Origin of the sequence: Embleya sp. NPDC050493 (assembly GCF_044458105.1) — a bacterium.
Lineage (GTDB): Bacteria > Actinomycetota > Actinomycetes > Streptomycetales > Streptomycetaceae > Embleya.
Genome location: NZ_JBITHP010000013.1, coordinates 14,148 through 31,575, shown reverse-complemented (window position 1 = coordinate 31,575; position 17,428 = coordinate 14,148). Strand labels below are relative to the sequence as shown.

The window sequence follows — 17,428 nt, the reverse complement described above, 5'->3', positions numbered from 1 at the left end:
CCGGTCACTCCTTGTGCCAGGGGCGGCGGTGGGCGCCGCCGGATTCGGTGTGCGTCTCGGGCTGAGCGGCGGTGTCGGCGGACCAGGTGGTGTCGGCTTCGTCGGCGCCCACGGGCTCGTGCCCGGCACGCTCGGCGCGCGCCTCGGCCTCTGCGGCCCGCTCGCGGGCCTTGGCCGCGTCCTCGCGGGCGGCGGCGGAGTCGCGTTCGAGGGCGGCCTGGTCGCGGGCGCGCCGCTCGCGGTTGCGCCGGGCCCGGCTCAGCCGTGCCTTCCCGCCCATCAGGAGCAGGCCGAGGCTGAAGATCAGGCCCAGAGCCAGGCCCGAACAGAAGATCGCCAGCGAGTTGAGCGTGACCATGTCGGTGCCGAAGATGGTCACCGTGTACTCGGGTCCACCAGAGGTGTTGTAGGCGATCAGCAGGGCCGCGAACGCTCCGGCGCACGCGGCGAGCAACAGTCCCAGAAGGAACATGGCTTCACCTTTTCCAGAGGGCGATGACCCCCCGCAGTCAGCGCATACCCGCTCACCCACCCCCCACACGGCCGACTGTGCCCGCCAAGTCCGACGCGGGAGACAACCGGCGGTAGGGACGGAGGCGGCGGACGCGGCGCAGGCCGCGCGAGACGCTGGGGCGGTCCGTGAGTGGTGCGTGGGGTGCGACGCGGACGGGGTGGCGTGGCATGGCGGCGCGAGCCGGTCGCGGTGGAACGCGCGGGTGGCGGCGGGGCGCGGGGTGTGCGGGGGTAGCTAGGGTCGGGGCGACTTGGTTGTTGTTCGGAGGGGACGTCCGGAGCATGCGTCTTGGGTTTGCCGGGTTTGCGCACAGTCACCCGTTCACGGATGCGGGTGTGGCCCGTGACCTGGGGGTGCGGCGGATCGACGGCTGGGATGCCGGTGAGCCGGAGCGGTTCGCGGCCTTTCGGGAGCGGCACGAGTGCGAGCCGGCAGGGTCGCTCGCGGAGTTGCTCGACCGCCGGCCGGACGCCGTGGTGGTCACGGTGCGGCCGGCGCTGATCGCGGACACCGTGTCCCGGATCCTGCGGGCGGGCCTGCCCTGTTTCGTGAACAAGCCGGCCGCGTCCTCGGCCGCCGCGCTTGCCGAGTTGGATCGGGCCGTGGCCGGGTACGAGGAGCGTTTCCTGACCACGTCCGTGTTGCGCTACGCGCCTGCCGTAACCGAGTTGGCCGAGCGGGTCGCGGGCCGCCGGGTGCTGAGCGCCCGGGCGCTGGTCCGGCACGACATCGCCGGTTTCCTGACGCCCGAGCGCGCCTGGCAGGACGACCCGGCCGAAGGCGGCGGCACCCTGGTCTCGCTCGGCCTGCACGGCGCCGAACTCCTGGACGCGGCAGCCGGCCCCGGCGCGCGTGTACTGGCCGCGACCGGCTCGGTGCTGGTTCACCCGACGACCCGCTCGGAGGACGTCGGCGCGATCCTGCTCGGCTGGCCCGACGGGCGGGTGGGCACGATCGAGGTCGCCGGCGTGGGCGGCGACGAGGTGTACGAGGTGGCCGTACAGACCGAGGACGGCGTCGAGACCGCTCGCCTGGGCGGCGCCGACTGGCAGGAGGCCCTGGGCTACCGCGCGACCATGCGCGCCGTACTCGCCATGGCCGCCGGCGCCCCGTCCCCCATGCCGTGGCCCCGTACCCGAGCAGTCCTCACCTGCGCCACGACCGCAGCCGCCCTCGCCCGCCCCTGAGTCCACCCCGCGCCGCGCTCGCCTTCCCACGTGCGGTGCGGTGCGCCGTCTCGTACCGGTTCAGGGCCGGGACGGGGGCTTGGGGCGGGTGCTTTTGTGGAGGATCGGGAGGGAGGCCAGGAGGAGGATGGGCAGGAGGAGGAACGCGGTGCGGACCGGCATCAGGTCGGTGGCCAGGCCGAGGAGGAAGGGGGCGCCGCCGGCGGCCAGCGTCGTGGCCACGGCCAGGCGGGAGACGGCAAGGTCGGCTCGGCCGTCGGCGGCGCGGATGGCGGCCGCGGTGGCGAGTGGGAACTGTACGGACATGCCCAGGCCGGAGACGAACAGGCCGAGGTAGGCGAGCCAGGGGACCGTGGCCGACCAGAACAGGGCGAAGCCGACCAGGTTCACCGCGACGGCGCTGCCGTACAGCCGGTCCAGCGGTATGCGCAGGGCGAGCCGACCGCCGGCCAGGCGACCCAGGCACAGGCCGGCCACGACGGCGGTCATCGCGGTGGCCGCGGCGCCCTCGGACATGCCGGTGCGGTCGCGCAGCAATGTGGAGGCCCACAACGACAGGGAGAACTCGACCCCCACCGAGCACACGGTCAACAGCCAGGCCCACCAGTACGCGGCGGGCAGCGACCCACTCGACGGCGAGGTCGGCGAGGTCGGTGATGTCGGGGAGGTTGGTGAGACGGGCAAGGCGGGTGAGACCGGCGAGGCGTGCGCAGACGGCGGGGCCGATGCCGACGACGGAAGCGTCGGCGCCGAGAAAGGGGCCGGGCTGGTCGACGAGTCCGAAGAGCCCGGTGTGGATGCGGGCGTCTCGGTCGAAGCCGCCTCCGGCGCCGTGGGCGGGCCCGATGAATCCGGCGAATTTGATGAACCCGGCGAACCGGACGAGATCGACGGGCCCGGTGTGGTCACCGGCGCGCCTGCCGAGGACGCCCCCGACGTCACCAGATCCGGTATCCGCGTTCGACCGAGGCTCACCGCCAGCGTGCCGAAGAGCAGCGGGACCACCACCATCGCCCAGCGCCAGCCCGGTCCGGAGGAGTCCATCACGCCGATCAGCAGGGGAGCGGCCATGCCGACCCCGGCCGCCAGGCCGTTGGCCTCGTTCAGGGCGCTCGGGCCGGCGATCGGGCCGTGGTGGTCCGCGAGTGCCGTGCCGGCCACATTGACCACCAGGAACGCGCCGAAGCCGCACAGCAGCGCCGCGCTCAGCGACACCGCCGGCGTGCCGGCCGCGCAGTACGCCAACACGCCCGCGCTCAACAGTGCGCAGCCCGCCCACAACGTGCGTCCGCGCCCGAAGCGGCGCATCGGCCGGTCGCCGAGCAGCGCGATCAGCACGCCGGCCGCCGCGTACGCCGTACTGTGCAGCGCCGCCACCGCGTTGCTCACGCCCAGGTCGTCGCCGAGCAGCGTGACGGACGGGCCGAAGCAGTACAGGAAATAGCCGAACGCGGCCATGTGCAGATACAGCAGCCAGGTCGCGCGGTCACGGGTCAAGCCCGATACCGAACCGTCGGTCACGCGAAATCGCCCACTGTCGTCCTCGTCCGCATCATGTGGGTCCCCTCGCGGATGGTCCCGCCCCGCCGGGATCGTATGCGACCGACGTGAACACCCGGGATGCCGCCCGCCTCCGCTCGCGGGGCACCAATTGGGGCCGGGTCGTACGTGGTGGTGTGGTGGGTCGCACGTGCGCTTCGCGGCCGGGGTTCGGTCCGGTGCTCCGCATCCGTGTTGCTCGTCCGCTACGCGGCCGGTGCTGCTCGGGTCGGCCGCACGAGTCGGCGGCAGCGGTGCCGTTGTGGCCGACGTGAAGCCGGGGTGGCGGCCGGTGGGCGGTGAGGCTGCGCTACCTCCCCGCCCACGCGACGCCGCCCGGTTCGGCCGTGCGCCCTCGCCGAGCGCGCGGCCGACTCCCCGCCCCGCCCGTCGGGTCCCCCGCGGCACGCCGGCCCTCTCCCGGCGGTACGCAGGCGACCCCCGTGCCGGGCGCCGCGGTCGGGTCAGGCCGTACGCCCCCAGCCGGTTCGCAGCAGGTGCTCCGCCTTGCCCGTCGGGTCCTCCGGTGCTCGGCCGTCGGCGCGGAGGCGGTCCAGGCCCAGCAGGGCCGCGCCCACCACCGGTGGATCGACCGCCACCCGCAACACCGCCCGTGGCGCGGAGTGCAGGATCAGGCGGGAGACCGCCGCCATCAGCATCGGGGGCTGGGCCGCCAGGACCCCGCCGCCCAGCACGACGTCGGCCTCCTCCGCCAGCAGATCGAGTCGGCCCAGCGCGGTCACCGCCATCACCGCGATCTCCTTGGCCTGCCGCTCGACCACCTCGCCCGCCACCGGATCCCCGGCGTCGGCGATCCGGAACAGCAGCGGCACCAACTCGTGCAGCCGCTCGGACGGCAACTCGCCCAGATGCACCGCCTCGGCCACGGCGGTCGCCGAGTCCAGGCCGAAGTGCCCGGCCGTCGCGTCGGCCAACGCGGTCGCCGGACCACGACCGTCCTCGGCTCGGACCGACGACCACATCACCTCCTCCATCAGGCCGAGCCCGCCGCCCCAGTCGCCGGTCATCCGCCCCAGCGCCGGGAAGCGCGCGGTCCGGCCGTCCGGCAGCAGGCCCACGCAGTTGATCCCGGCCCCGCACACCACCGCGACCCCGCGCGGCGCGCCCGTGCCCGAACGCAGCACCGCGAAGGTGTCGTTGCCGACGGTGACCGTGCGGGCCCAGCCGCGATCCTCGAACTCCTTGCGCAGGTGCAACTCCTCGACCGGCAGGTCGATGTTGGCCAGGTAGGCCGCCACGTGCTCCACCGGTCCGGCCCCCGCGGCCGACCGCAGCACCTCCTCGACCAGCGAGGCGATCCGCTCGACCGCCGCGTCCTGGCCGAGTTGGTACGGCGCATAGCCCGCGCCCCGGCCGCGCCCCCAGACCCGACCGTCCGCGTCGACCACCGCGACGTCGGTCTTGGAGTTGCCGGCGTCGATCGCGAGCACGGCCGGGGCCGCACCGGAGGAATCGGCCCCGCCCTCCGTCACCGGGCCCACGGTAGGTGCTCCTTGCCCGCCGCGAGCAGTCGATCGGCGAGGGCCTCGGCGATGTCGTACTGCCCGACCAGCGGATGCGCGAGCAGCGCGGTGACCACCCGCTCGCGCCCTCCGCGCAGCGCGGCATCCAACGCGAGTTCCTCGTACGCCGCGACATGCGCGATCAACCCGGAGTGCAGCGGCCCCAGCGGCGCCACCGGCAGCGGCGTCGCGCCGTTCGCGTCGATCCGCGACGGCACCTCGATCACCGCGTCGTCCGGCAGGAACGGCAGCGTGCCGTTGTTGCGCACGTCCGCGACCTGGACGCGATCGGCGTCGTCGGAACCGGACCCGGAACCCGTGCCCAGCAGCGCGGCCACCAGGGCCACCGCCGCCTCCGAGTAGTAGGCCCCGCCTCGGCGTTCCAGCAGCTCCGGCTTGGTGTCCAGGGTCGGATCCGCGTACAGCTCCAGCAGTTCGCGCTCGATCGCGGCCACCTGCTGGGCCCGGGACTCGGTGTGTCGCTGTGCGGAGACCACCGCGTCGTGCGCGTAGAAGTAACGCAGGTAGTACGACGGCACGGTGCTTTGCGCACGCAGCAGTTCCACCGGCAGCTCGATGTCGGCGGCGATCGCCGGACCGTGCTCGGCCAGCAGCGTCGGCAGCAGGTCCGGACCGGGCTCGCCGTGCTCGTCCAGGACGTGCACCCCGCGTTCCCAGGTCAGGTGGTTGAGTCCGACATGGTCGAGCCGCACCCGGTTCGGCGCGACGTCCAGCATCGCGGCGAAGCGGCGCTGGAAGCCGATCGCGACGTTGCACAGCCCCACCGCGCGGTGACCGGCGTCCAGCAGCGCGCGGGTGACGATGCCGACCGGGTTGGTGAAGTCCACGATCCACGCGTTCGGCGCGGCCCGGCGCACCCGTTCGGCCGCGTCCAGCACCACCGGCACGGTACGCAGCGCCTTGGCCAGGCCGCCCGCGCCGGTGGTCTCCTGGCCCACGCAGCCGCAGTCCAACGGCCATTCCTCGTCCTGCGCGCGGGCCTCCTGACCGCCCACCCGGAGCTGGAAGAGCACCGCGTCGGCGTCCTCGACCCCCGCGTCCAGGTCGTCGGTCAGCACCACCCGGGCCGGGTGGCCGTACCGGGCCAGGATGCGACGCACCACCGCGCCGACCGGTTCGAGTCGTTCGATCACCGGGTCGACGAGCACGAGCTCGTCGACCGGCAAGGTTTTGTGCAACCGGCCCAGGCCGTCCGCCAGTTCGGGCGTGTAAGTGGACCCACCGCCCACCACCGCGAGCTTCAACCCTTTACTCCCGTCAACGTCACGCCCTCGATGAACGCCTTCTGGGCGAAGAAGAACACGAGGATCACCGGCGCCATCACAAGAAGCGTGGCGGCCATCATGAGATTCCAATTGACCTGGTGTGCACCCTTGAACGATTCCAGGCCGTAGGACAGGGTCCACGCGCCCGGATTCTCGGACGCATACACCTGTGGACCGAAGTAGTCGTTCCAGCAATAGAAGAACTGGAACAGCGCCACCGCCGCGATCGCCGGCCGGATCATCGGCACCACGATCGAGATCAGGATGCGCAACTCGCCGCACCCGTCCACCCGGGCCGCGTCCAGGTATTCGGACGGGATGGTGAGCAGGAACTGGCGGAGCAGGAAGATGGTGAACGCGTCGCCGAAGGCCATCGGGATGATCAGCGGCCACAACGTCCCGCTCAGGTGCATCTGTTTGGCCCAGAAGATGTACATCGGGATGACGATCACCTGCGGCGGCAACATCATCGAGGAGATCACCAGCATCAGCGCCACGCCCCGGAAGCGGAACCGGAACTTGGCCAGCGCGTAGGCCACCGGCAGGCTGGAGACGACGGTGAACAGGGTGCCGAGCCCGGCGTACATCAGCGTGTTGCGCCACCAGGTGCCGAAGCCCGGCGTCTTCATCACCTTGGTGTAGTTGCCCCACTCCCACGAGGTGGGCCACAGGTCGCTGGTCAGCGCCTGCTTGTTGCTCATCACCGAGGTCAGGAACAGGAACACGAACGGCAGGATGAAGAACAGTACGGCGGTGACGGCGAGCGTGTGCACGCCGATCCAGGTCAGTACGCGCTTGCGCCGTTGTGGGCGCGGCGGCGTCCGGGCGGGCGCGAGCGGCGGCGCGATGCCGGCAGCCTCGGCCGTGACGGTCTGGGCCATGGATCCGATCCCTTCTGGGCACGGTGGATCGTCGAACTCGGGCTGCCGGACCGGGAGTTCCGGTTCCGGCGTGATGGCGTGCGGTGCCTCAGTCGTCGTCGAGCAGGCCCGAGCGGCGACGCAGCAGCAGGAAGGTGAACGCCATCGCGATCACGAACAGGAGCAGCGAGATCACGCACGCCGCGCCCGTGTTGAAGGTGGAGAACCCTTCCTCGTACACCAGTTGCGGCAACGTCAGCGTGGTGCCCTGCGGGTAACCCGGTTCGAACGACTGGCCGGAGTTGCCGATGATGCCGCTCGCGACCTTTCCGGCCACCATCGCCTGCGTGTAGTACTGCATGGTCTGGATCACGCCGGTGACCACCGCGAACAGCACCACCGGGGTGATCGCCGGCCAGGTCACGTAGCGAAAGCGTTGCCACGGCCCGACGCCGTCCAACTCGGCCGCCTCGTACTGCTCGCGTGGCACGTCGAGCAGCGACGCGGTGAAGATCACCAGCAGGTCGCCGATGCCCCACAGGGCGAGCAGGGTCAGGGCGGGCTTGGACCAGTCCGGGTCGTTGAACCACCCGGGCTGCGGCATACCGACGTTGCCGAGCAGGTGGTTGACCGGTCCGGTGCCCGGGTTGAGCAGGAACGCGAAGCCGATCGTGGCGGCCACCGGCGGGGCCAGGTAGGGCAGGTAGGACAGCGTGCGGAAGAGCCCGCCGCCGCGCTTGAGCCGGATCGCCAACATGCCCAGGCCCAGGCCGAAGATCACCCGCAGGGTGACCATCACCACGACCAGCCACAGCGTGTTGCGCAACGCCTGCCACAGCGGCGGGTAGTCGTTGAGCACGTAGTTCCAGTTGCGCATGCCCACCCAGACGGGTGGGTTGATCAGGTCGTAGCGGGTGAACGAGTAGTACACGGTCGCGCCGAGCGGATACGCGAAGAAGACCGAGAAGCCGATCAGCCACGGGGACAAGAACGCGAGCGTGCGCAGGTTCCGCCGGCGGCGCTGCCTGCGCAGCGCCGCCGGGACCTCCGCCGCCGCGGGGGCGGTCGTGGTCATCGGATCACTTGACCTGGGCCACGTCGGTGTCGATCTGCTTGTCCAGATCGGCCAGACTCTTGGTCAGGTCGCCGCCTTGACCGGCCTCCCACTTGTAGGCGTACTCGGAGAGGGTGACCTGGTACTTGCCGCCGTTGGGGCTGGCGGGCGTGGTGTTGCTGGCGGGGTGCTTGAAGGCGTCGATGAACGGCTTGAAGTGCTCGTCGTTCGCCAGCGGCGACGCGGCCAGCGCGGCGTTGGTGCTGGGCACGTTGTGGATCGCCTGCGAGAAGGCGACCAGCGCCTCGGTGTCGGTGGTGACGAACTTGACGAACTCCCAAGCCGCGGCTTGGTGGTGGCTGGACTTGGCGATGCCGACGGTGGTGCCGGTGAGGTAGCTGCGGCCGTACTTGTCGAGTTGGTCGTCCGGGACCGGGAACGGCGCGGTGCCGTAGTTCAGGTTCGGCGCGTCCTGGGCGATCATCGCCGTGCGCCACTCGCCGTCCATGGTCATCGCGAGCTTGCCGCTCATGAACGGGTTCTCCGCGGAGAACTCCTCACCGAAGGTGGTGCGGAACTTCTCCAGCTTGTCGAACCCGCCCTGGCTCTCCACGAATTGCTTCTGCCAGTTGAAGAACTGGGGAACGACCGGGTCCTTGGACAGGTTCGACTTGCCGTCGGGCGTCTGGTAGGTCGGTCCGAACTGGGCCAGCGTGTGCGCGGCGGAGAACTCGTAGGCGTGGAAGGTCGGCAGGAAGCCCGCGACCTTGAACGTCCCGTCGCCGTTGAGCTGGTTGAGCTTCTTGGCGGTCTCGGTCAGCTCGGTGAACGTCTTCGGCGGCGCGGTGATGCCCGCGGCGGCGAACATGTCCTTGTTGTAGTACAGCCCGTAGGAGTCGGCGAGCAGCGGCAGTGCGCACCGCTTGCCCTGGAACTGGGTGTAGTCCAGCACCGGCTTGGGGAAGGTCGTGGCCGGGTCGATGTTGGACTTGGCCAGCCACGGAGCCAGATCGGTCCACGAACCCGACGTACAGAACTGGCCGACGTTGTCGGTGGTGAACGAGGAGACCACGTCCGGGCCCTTGCCGGAGCGGATGCCCTGGGTGATCTTGTCGTCGGTGACGTTGGAGACGACCTTGACCTTGATGTTGGGGTGCTTGGCGTTGAACTTGGCGACCAGGTCGTCGACCGCCTTGACCTCGCTCTCGGCGCTCCACCCGTGCCAGAAGGTGATGGTGACCTTCTTGTCGGGCGCCTCGTCGGCACCGGTCCCCGAGCCGCCGTCGTCGCCGGCGCACGCCGAGGCCAGCATGGCGAGCGTGGCGGCGCACGCGAGGGTCGTGATGGAACGACGGAGCCGTGGGAGTCTGTGCACTGGGTCCTCCTCCGGAGATGGCGACGGCGCGGCCGGGACGAGCGGCGCCGGGGGCCTTACGGTGGTGCGGGTCGGGCGACAGAGCGCGCGACCGGGCAAACGGGCACACCGCAGTGGGAGTGCGGTGCCGAGTCGCGAACGAGAGTGCGGTGCCGGGTCGGACGCGGATGCGTCAGGTCGTGGTGAAGACGACGTCGCGGGCGACGTCGAGCGCCGCGTGTACGGCGCCGGTGAGAACGGGATTGGCCGGTACGTCGCCGAGTACGACGCGCGGACGCGGGATCGCGAGGCGTTGCAACTCGTCGACCACGCGTGAGCGCAGCGCCTCGCCGCCGGCCATCGGGATGGCCCCCGACAACACGACGAGTCCCGGATCGAGCACCGAGACGATCACCGCGAGGCCCACCGCCAGCCGGTTGGCCAGCTCGTCGAGGAAGGCTCCGCCGCGCGATTCGGTCGCGCGCACCGCTCGGGCGACCGCCTGCGGCGCGGTACGACTGCCCACCCCGTAGGCGCGGGCCAGGGACAAAACGGCGGGCGCGCCCGCGAGTTGCTGGAAGCCGCCGGTGTTGCGGCGGCTGACGTCGTGCGGCAGCGGGGCGCCGGGCATCGGCATGTAGCCGACCTCGCCCGCGCCACCGGTGGAACCTCGGTGCAGTCGACCGCCGAGCACGATCGCGCAACCGATGCCCTCGTCGACCCACAACAGGACGAAGTCGCCGCCGTCGCGGGCGGATCCGTCCCGCTGCTCGGCGAGTGCGGCCAGGTTGACGTCGTTCTCCACGTCCACGGTCAGGCCGAGTTCCTCGCGGACGAGGTCCAGCACGCCGGGGGAGTGCCAGCCCGCGAGGTGGCGGCCGTAGCGGAACTGTTCGGTGGTCGGGTCGAACGCGCCCGGAATGCCGATCACCACGTGCGCGAGGTCGGCGAGATCGAGCCCGGCGGGCTTGGCCGCGGCGCGCACCGCGTCCCGGATCCGGCCCGGCGTATCGGCCGCTTCCCGGCGTGGGGTGGGCAGTTCGTGTTCGCCCACCACCCGTCCGGTCAGATCGGCGATGGCCACCCGGATCCGGGCGGGCGTGACGTCCAGGCCCGCGACGTGTCCGGCCGCCGGGTTGATCTCGTACAACTGGGCGCCGGGTCCGCGGCCACCCTCGGTGGTCCCGACCCCGACGACCAGGCCGGCCGCCTCCAGGCGGGAGAGCAGCTGTGAGGCGGTCGGTTTCGACAAACCCGTCATCGAACCGATCTGGCCCCGGGACAGCCGCCCGTGCCGCAAGAGGAGTTCGAGCGCGGCCCGGTCGTTGATGGCCCGCAATAGGCTCGGCCGCCCGGCCTGCTCCCGCCCGGACGCTCCCGCGCCGCGCTCGGTGCTTCCGGCCATGAGCGGTTCTCCTCTTCGCCACTGTTAGGAAACCTTCCTAAGAGTTGTAAGGAAATTAGGCCCGCCCTCTCGGCACTGTCAAGGGTGTCCGCCAAGGTCGTTTGCCGTGCGGGGCAGGGGAATCGGGGCCGAGGTCAGCCGGCGCGCGGATGTGCGGCACGTGCGGCGGCTCGGCATCCGGCGCGGAGCCCGGCCGCGACGACCGCGCCGGAGGTGTTCAGGAGCACGTCGTCCACCGAGGACACCCGCCCGATCGCAAGCAACCACTGGGCGATTTCGATCGCCACCGACCCCGCCGCGGCCAGGCCCGCGATCCGCCACGCGCCGGACCGACCGGCGAAGCGCGGTGCGTGGAACGGCAGCAGGAAGCCGAGCGCCGCGAAAACCGCGAGATTGCCGCCCACCTGGATCACCGCGGTCACCGGATCGCCGCCGAGGACGGCCACGAGGTCGTGCAGCGGCACCAGGCTGAGCGCGCGGCCGGAGCCGACCGGGGTCAGCACCATCCACACCCACGGGAGGGTGCCGAGCACCATCCCGGCGACGACCGCGACGCGCGGCCGGCGCAGGGCGAGCAGCACGACGAACGGCGCGACGACGGCGCATGCGATCAGCACCGCCCCCCACCGGGACCACACCCCACCCATTCGGCGGACTGTACCGGCGAACGGCGGGGCGCGCGGGTGTCCGCAGGGGTGTGACCGGCGCCATCCGGGCGCACGGTCATGGTTAGGGCGGTGATCTCGGGCAACTCTCAGAGTCCGGCGAGTTCCTTGGACCACGGCATCGCACGCACCGCGCCGGATCGGGACGAGTGCACGGATCGCAGGAGGCGGCGTTGGCCGGCAGCACATCGACGACCGGACAGTCGAGTGGCGACACCTATACGGAGCACCTCGGCCACGTCATCTTCATCACCGCCGCCGCCGCGATGGGCGGATTCCTCTTCGGCTACGACAGCTCGGTGATCAACGGCGCGGTCGAGGGCATCCGGGGCAAGTTCGAGCCCGGATCCAGCCTGCTCGCCCAGGTCGTGGCCGCAGCGTTGATCGGCTGCGCGATCGGCGCGGCGATCGCCGGACGGATCGCCGACCGGATCGGCCGGATCCGGGTGATGCAGATCGCCGCCGTGTTGTTCGCGGTCAGCGCGGTCGGCTCGGCGCTGCCGTTCGCGCTGTGGGATCTGGCCATGTGGCGGGTGCTCGGCGGGATGGCGATCGGGATGGCCTCGGTGATCGGCCCGGCCTATATCGCCGAGGTCGCCCCGCCCGCCTACCGAGGTCGGCTGGGCTCGTTCCAGCAGGCCGCGATCGTCACCGGCATCGCGGTCTCGCAGCTGGTCAACTGGGGCATCCTCAACCTCGCCGACGACGACCAGCGCGGCAAGCTGCTCTTCGGCCTGGAGGCGTGGCAGGTGATGCTGGGCGTGATGGTGATCCCGGCCGTGCTGTACGGCCTGTTCACCTTCACCATTCCCGAGTCGCCGCGCTATCTGATCTCGATCGGCCGGGTGGATCAGGCCAAGAAGGTGCTCGCCGAGGTGGAGAGCGACCAGGTCGACCTCGACGCGCGCGTCGCCGAGATCAAGGAGGCGATGCGCCGCGAGCACAAGTCCACGTTCCGGGACCTGCTGGGCGGCGGCGGGTTCCTGTTCCTGCCGATCGTGTGGATCGGCATCGGGCTCTCGGTCTTCCAGCAGCTCGTCGGCATCAACGTGATCTTCTACTACTCGGCGTCGTTGTGGCAGTCGGTGGGCATCGATCCCAACAGCTCGTTCCTGTACTCGTTCACCACGTCGATCATCAACATCATCGGAACGATCATCGCGATGTCGCTGGTCGACCGGGTGGGCCGCAGGCCGCTCGCGCTGGTCGGCTCCACCGGCATGGCGATCTCGCTCGGCCTGGTCGCGTGGGCCTTCTCCGCCCGGACCGGCAAGGGCAAGAACATCAAGCTCCCGGACACCGAGGGCACCGTGGCGCTGATCGCGGCCCACTCGTTCGTGTTGTTCTTCGCGCTGTCGTGGGGTGTGGTGGTGTGGGTCTTCCTCGGTGAGATGTTCCCGAACAGGATCCGCGCCGCGGCCCTGGGCGTGGCCGCGTCCGCGCAGTGGATCGCCAACTGGGTGATCACCGTGACGTTCCCGACGCTGTCGGACTGGAACCTGTCGGCGACGTACGTGATGTACGCGTGCTTCGCGGTGTTGTCCATCCCGTTCGTGCTCAAGTTCGTCAAGGAGACGAAGGGCAAGACACTGGAGGAGATGGGCTGAACGCGGCCCCCGGCCCCCGGCGGCCGGGCCCGTGGGGGCTCGGCCGCCGGGGTGCGATGCCGGTTCGGAGTGGTGTCGGTTCGGGTGCGATGTCGGTCGGGGTTCGGTCTCGGTCCGGGTTCAGTCCAGGCGTGCCCGCCGCCCAGGGTCGGGTCCGGCCCGCGTCCGGGTCCGGTGTTGCGTCCGGAGTCGGAGTCAGTCCAGGTCGCGCCCGCGGAGCGTGCTCAGGCCCGCCGCCGGCAGCGCGAGTGCCAGGGCGAGCAGCCACACGTACGGCGTGGCCGTGACGTCGGCGCCGGGCAGTTTCGGCAGGTGGCCGAACGGCGACACGTCCAGGACCGCCTGCGGCAGTTCGAGCACCGGCCCCAGCCAGCCGAGCGCGATCACCGACCCGACCAGCCCCCACACCGCCGCGCTCAGCCGCGGCAACGCACCGACGACCAGTACGGCGAGCCCGGTCAGCACCCACACGGCCGGGAGTTGGGCGAGCGCGGCGAGCAGGATGCGCGGCAGTTCGCCGGATACGTCGCCGACGGTGATCCCGTACGACAGGCCCATCGCGAGACCGCCCGCGGCCAGGATCAGCACCGGGCCGGCGTACGCGATCACCAGGTGCCCGCCCGCCCAGCGCAACCGGCCGACGGTGTTCGCCAGCAGCGGTTCGGCCCGGCCGTTCGTCTCCTCGTCGCGCAGCCGCAGTACGGAACCGGCGGTGAACACCACGCAGATCAGGCCGAGCATGCCCACCAGCGTGGACAGGAACGCGTCGGTCAGCGCCACATGGCCGCCCATGCGGCGGATCAGGTCGCGGGTCCCGGTGTTGTCGCCGACGATGTCCTGCGCGCCGTCCGCGATGCCGCCGAACACCGCGCCGGCGAACGCGAAGCCGACCGCCCAGGCGAGCAGCGTGCCGCGCTGCAGACGCCAGGCCAGGCCGTACGCGCCGGCCAGCGACGCGGGCGCGTGCGCCGGTCCCGGGCGTGGTCGCACGAAGCCGGCGCCCAGGTCGCGCCGACCCGCGAGGGTGTACGCGAGCGCGACGCACCCGGCGATCAGGCCGACCGGCAGGAGCAGCACCCACCAGCGGTCGCCGGCGAACGGCCGCACGTTCTCGGCCCAGCCCAGCGGCGACACCCAGACCATCGGGTGGCTGCCGGCCGAGGCCGCCTCCCGGGCCGCGTCGCCGGAGGCACGCAGCACGAAGGCGGCGCCCAGGACGGCGCCGGCGATGCCCTTGGCGAGCCGGGCGTTCTCGGTGAGCTGCGCGGCGACCGCGGCGACGGCGCCGAACATCAGCCCGGACAGCGCGATGGCGAGGCCGAACGCGAGCGAGCCGGCGGCCGGTTGGCCCGCGCCGAGCAGGATCGCCGTGCACGACACCAGGAGCAGCGCATCGGCCAGCGCGGCGGTGGCCAGGGCCGAGGTGAGCGGCGCCCGGCGGCCCACCATCGCCGCGGACAGCGCCTCCTGACGGCCCGTCTCCTCCTCCTCACGGGAGTGTCGGATCACGATGAGCAGGCTCATCACACCGGCCAGCAGGGCGGCGTAGCCGCCGATCCGCCACGTGGTGAGGGCTCCGTACGAGTCGCCGAAGACCGCGCCGTACAGGGCCCGGAGCGAGCCGTTGGCGTTCATGTCGGCGGCGAGCTTCGCCCGTTCGGCGCCGGTGCCGTAGAGGCTCTCCAGGGAACGTTCGACGCCGGACACGGCGGCGGCCACGACCAGCACCCAGACCGGGATCAGCACCCGGTCGCGGCGCAGGGCGAGGCGGACCAGGGCGCCGGTGCCGGTCAGGTGGTGCGCGGAGCCGCCGCGCGGCAGCGGGAGGACGGCGGCGGTCATCGCGAGGCCACCAGCGGGGCGTCGCCGGCCTGGTCGCGGTAGTGCCGTAGGAACAGCTCCTCCAGGGTGGGCGGGCTGCTGGTCAGGCCGCGTACGCCGATCTCGGCGAGCCGGCTCAGCACCGGGTTCAGATGTTCGTTGTCGACCTGGAGTACGACGTGGTCCGCGTTCGCCGCCACGTCGTGCACACCCGGGAGCTCGGCCAGGCCGTCGCCCGGGCCGCGCAGTTCGGCGCGCACCGTGGTCCGGCTCAGGTGCCGCAGGTCGGCCAGCGAACCCGACTCGACGGTGCGGCCGTTGCGGATGATGCTGACCCGATCGCACAGCGCCTCGACCTCGGCCAGGATGTGGCTGGACAGCAGCACGGTCCGGCCGCGCTCGCGTTCCTCGCGCACGCAGTCCCGGAACACGTCCTCCATCAGCGGGTCCAGGCCGGACGTGGGCTCGTCCAGGATCAGCAGGTCCACGTCTGAGGCGAACGCGGCGACCAGGGCCACCTTCTGCCGGTTGCCCTTGGAGTAGGCGCGGCCCTTCTTGGTCGGGTCGAGCTCGAACCGGGCCAGCAGGTCGGCGCGCCGGGCCGGGTCCAGGCCGCCGCGCAGCCGGCCGTACAGGTCGATCACCTCGCCGCCGCTGAGGTTGCGCCACAGCGTGACGTCGCCGGGCACGTAGGCGACCCGGCGATGCAGGGCGACGGCGTCGCGCCACGGGTCGCCGCCGAGGAGCGCGACGTCGCCGCGGTCGGCGCGGATCAGGCCGAGCAGGACGCGGATGGTGGTGGACTTCCCGGCGCCGTTGGGGCCGAGGAAGCCGTGTACCTCGCCGGCCGTGACGTGCAGGTCGAGGCCGTCGAGGGCGTGGGTGCGCCCGAAGGACTTGTGCAGACCGGAGACGCTGATCGCCGTATTCATGTTTCAGAACATACGCTTCGTTCAGGAAGTTGTGGAGTTTGGAAAGATCGAGAATCATGGATCGAAGGTGTCGGGAAGCGGGCTGAGCGGAAGGTGACGACCCGAATGCGGGACGACGACGGGCGGGCGCGAGAGGACGAGCCGGTGGGGGGCGGGGGGTCCGGGCGGGGCGCGGAGCCGGTGCGGGGCGAGGGGTCGGCGCGGGGCGAGGGGTCGGTGCGCGACGAGGCCGAGGTCGCGCGGTACATCGAGCGCTTCGCGGGCGAACTGGCCGACGCCGGCATGCAGCGGATGGCCGCACGGGTGTTCGTCGCGCTGCTCGCGGCCGACTCGGCGAGTATGACCTCCGCCGAACTCGCCGAGTCGTTGCAGATCAGTCCGGCCGCGGTGTCGTCGGCGATCGCCTACCTGTCGCAGATCAGGATGGTGCACCGCGAACGCGAACCCGGCTCGCGCCGGGACCGCTACCGGTTGCACAACGAGCTCTGGTACGAGACCTACAGCGAACGCGACAAACTCCTGGCCCGCTTCGAGATGGTCCTGCGCGAGGGCGCACAGGCCCTCGGGCCGAACACCCCGGCGGGCATCCGGGCCCAGGAATCAGCCGAGTTCTTCGCCTTCCTCCAGGCGGAGTTCGTCGGAATCATGGAACGCTGGCGCAACCGGGAACGCTGACTGACTGACTGACTTACCGACTCGGCCCGGCCCGGCCGGCGTTCGAGGCCGCCCGAGCCGCAGGCCGGGCCGCTTCGGGCCGGCCCGCGTTCGAGGCCGTACAGGCCGAAGCCCCTATCGCGTGCCGGGCGAAATCGGCACGTTGGGACACTGCGCGCCCAGCCGCTGGAGCGTGCCGAGTTCGGTGTTGTCCACCGTCAGGTCGTACTTCGTCTTCACCGTCACCCAGTCCGTCAGGTACGCACACCGGGCCCCCTCGTACGGCGGCAGCCAAGTCCCCGGATCCTGATCGGCCTTCGAGCGGTTGTACTTGGCGGTCACCGCGACCAGTGCCCGAGGCTGGTCGAGATCGTTCGCGTACTGCTCACGCTCCTTGGACGTCCATCCGGACGCGCCCGAGTCCCACGCCTCGGCCAACGGCACCATGTGGTCGATGTCCAGGCCGGACGCGCCCTCGACGTAGGCGTCCTCGTAGTACGAGTACCAACGACCGCCGGTGAGTGCGCACTTGGCGCCGATCTCGGGTGGGGTGACGGCCTCCTCGATGAGTACCTCGGCGCGCGTCGAACACCCGTCCCGATCCGCGTCGACCCAGTGCCGGAACGCGTCCCGGTCGTAGCCGGACCGATCCTCGTCGGCCACCCGCAAACCCGCGATCGCGTCCCGGAGCGGAATCCGCGTGCCGGTTTCGGTCGTAGCCGTCGCCTGCGCGGGCCGGGCCGGCGCCCCCGCCGCGTTCGTCGCCGGCGCGAACAGCAGTGCGCCCATGCTCGTTGCCGCCACCAGCAGCGAGGCGGTCCGACGCCCCACCGTGATTCCCGTGTGCATCATCGCGTTTGCCCCAGAGTCGCCGTGACAGGTCCGCTCCTGTTGTAGCGATGTGCCCGAGCGAGATCGACAACGGCGCGGTTGTGCCACTCGAAAGAGTGGTCCTGGGTGGGCATTTGCGGGAGCTCCGCCACGGGGCGCTTCGCGAAGGTGGACGCCGGCGACATCGTGGTGGCCG

The 17,428-nt window shown here is 71.5% G+C and carries 15 protein-coding genes; 3 read left to right on the top strand and 12 right to left on the bottom strand.

The annotated features are described in order from the left end of the window. Positions 1 to 4 precede the first annotated feature (4 nt). A complete protein-coding gene (locus ACIBM5_RS24310; protein ID WP_396008737.1) occupies positions 5 to 472 on the bottom strand; it encodes a hypothetical protein in 468 nt (155 codons plus the stop codon). 377 nt (positions 473 to 849) lie between these two features. Between ACIBM5_RS24310 and ACIBM5_RS24305 the strand changes: the two genes are divergently transcribed. After that, complete coding sequence (locus ACIBM5_RS24305) at positions 850 to 1,701, top strand: Gfo/Idh/MocA family protein (RefSeq protein WP_396008736.1); 852 nt, start codon at positions 850 to 852, stop codon at positions 1,699 to 1,701. A 60-nt stretch (positions 1,702 to 1,761) separates the two neighbouring features. On the opposite strand, the gene ACIBM5_RS24300 is transcribed toward ACIBM5_RS24305, so the two are convergent. The 8 genes from ACIBM5_RS24300 to ACIBM5_RS24265 all read right to left on the bottom strand — a co-directional run bounded on the left by ACIBM5_RS24300 (position 1,762) and on the right by ACIBM5_RS24265 (position 11,369). Then, a complete protein-coding gene (locus ACIBM5_RS24300; protein WP_396008735.1) occupies positions 1,762 to 3,198 on the bottom strand; it encodes an MFS transporter in 1,437 nt (478 codons plus the stop codon). A 506-nt stretch (positions 3,199 to 3,704) separates the two neighbouring features. After that, positions 3,705 to 4,742, bottom strand: coding sequence for an N-acetylglucosamine kinase (locus tag ACIBM5_RS24295; protein ID WP_396008734.1), 1,038 nt, complete (start codon positions 4,740 to 4,742; stop codon positions 3,705 to 3,707). Then, positions 4,730 to 6,028 (bottom strand): 6-phospho-beta-glucosidase, encoded by a 1,299-nt coding sequence (locus tag ACIBM5_RS24290; protein WP_396008733.1) that lies wholly within the window; start codon positions 6,026 to 6,028, stop codon positions 4,730 to 4,732. Before ACIBM5_RS24290 ends, ACIBM5_RS24295 begins: the two co-directional genes overlap by 13 nt. Continuing rightward, on the bottom strand, positions 6,025 to 6,930 hold the full coding sequence (locus tag ACIBM5_RS24285; RefSeq protein ID WP_396008732.1) for a carbohydrate ABC transporter permease: 906 nt from the start codon (positions 6,928 to 6,930) through the stop codon (positions 6,025 to 6,027). Before ACIBM5_RS24285 ends, ACIBM5_RS24290 begins: the two co-directional genes overlap by 4 nt. Positions 6,931 to 7,018: 88 nt before the next feature. Further along, positions 7,019 to 7,984: a carbohydrate ABC transporter permease gene (locus ACIBM5_RS24280; protein WP_391587835.1), complete on the bottom strand. Its 966-nt coding sequence runs from the start codon at positions 7,982 to 7,984 to the stop codon at positions 7,019 to 7,021. Positions 7,985 to 7,988: 4 nt separating this feature from the next. Further along, entirely contained in the window at positions 7,989 to 9,275 is a 1,287-nt protein-coding gene (locus tag ACIBM5_RS24275; protein ID WP_396008910.1) for an ABC transporter substrate-binding protein, read from the bottom strand. A gap of 235 nt (positions 9,276 to 9,510) precedes the next feature. Next, entirely contained in the window at positions 9,511 to 10,722 is a 1,212-nt protein-coding gene (locus ACIBM5_RS24270) for an ROK family protein (protein ID WP_391587836.1), read from the bottom strand. Between the two features lie 134 nt (positions 10,723 to 10,856). Continuing rightward, positions 10,857 to 11,369, bottom strand: coding sequence for a VanZ family protein (locus tag ACIBM5_RS24265; protein WP_396008731.1), 513 nt, complete (start codon positions 11,367 to 11,369; stop codon positions 10,857 to 10,859). Between the two features lie 191 nt (positions 11,370 to 11,560). Here ACIBM5_RS24265 and ACIBM5_RS24260 point away from each other — a divergent pair, with 191 nt between their 5' ends. Next, on the top strand, positions 11,561 to 12,994 hold the full coding sequence (locus tag ACIBM5_RS24260) for a sugar porter family MFS transporter (protein WP_396008730.1): 1,434 nt from the start codon (positions 11,561 to 11,563) through the stop codon (positions 12,992 to 12,994). 195 nt (positions 12,995 to 13,189) lie between these two features. Here the strand turns inward: ACIBM5_RS24260 and ACIBM5_RS24255 are convergent, their stop codons facing one another. Together ACIBM5_RS24255 and ACIBM5_RS24250 are read right to left on the bottom strand one after the other, a co-directional pair. Continuing rightward, a complete protein-coding gene (locus tag ACIBM5_RS24255) occupies positions 13,190 to 14,836 on the bottom strand; it encodes an ABC transporter permease (protein ID WP_396008729.1) in 1,647 nt (548 codons plus the stop codon). Then, on the bottom strand, positions 14,833 to 15,747 hold the full coding sequence (locus ACIBM5_RS24250) for an ATP-binding cassette domain-containing protein (protein WP_396008728.1): 915 nt from the start codon (positions 15,745 to 15,747) through the stop codon (positions 14,833 to 14,835). The genes ACIBM5_RS24255 and ACIBM5_RS24250 overlap by 4 nt, the downstream gene beginning before the upstream one ends. A gap of 216 nt (positions 15,748 to 15,963) precedes the next feature. Between ACIBM5_RS24250 and ACIBM5_RS24245 the strand changes: the two genes are divergently transcribed. Further along, on the top strand, positions 15,964 to 16,422 hold the full coding sequence (locus ACIBM5_RS24245) for a GbsR/MarR family transcriptional regulator (protein WP_396008727.1): 459 nt from the start codon (positions 15,964 to 15,966) through the stop codon (positions 16,420 to 16,422). Between the two features lie 114 nt (positions 16,423 to 16,536). On the opposite strand, the gene ACIBM5_RS24240 is transcribed toward ACIBM5_RS24245, so the two are convergent. After that, a complete protein-coding gene (locus tag ACIBM5_RS24240; protein WP_396008909.1) occupies positions 16,537 to 17,190 on the bottom strand; it encodes an HNH endonuclease family protein in 654 nt (217 codons plus the stop codon). Positions 17,191 to 17,428 lie beyond the last annotated feature (238 nt).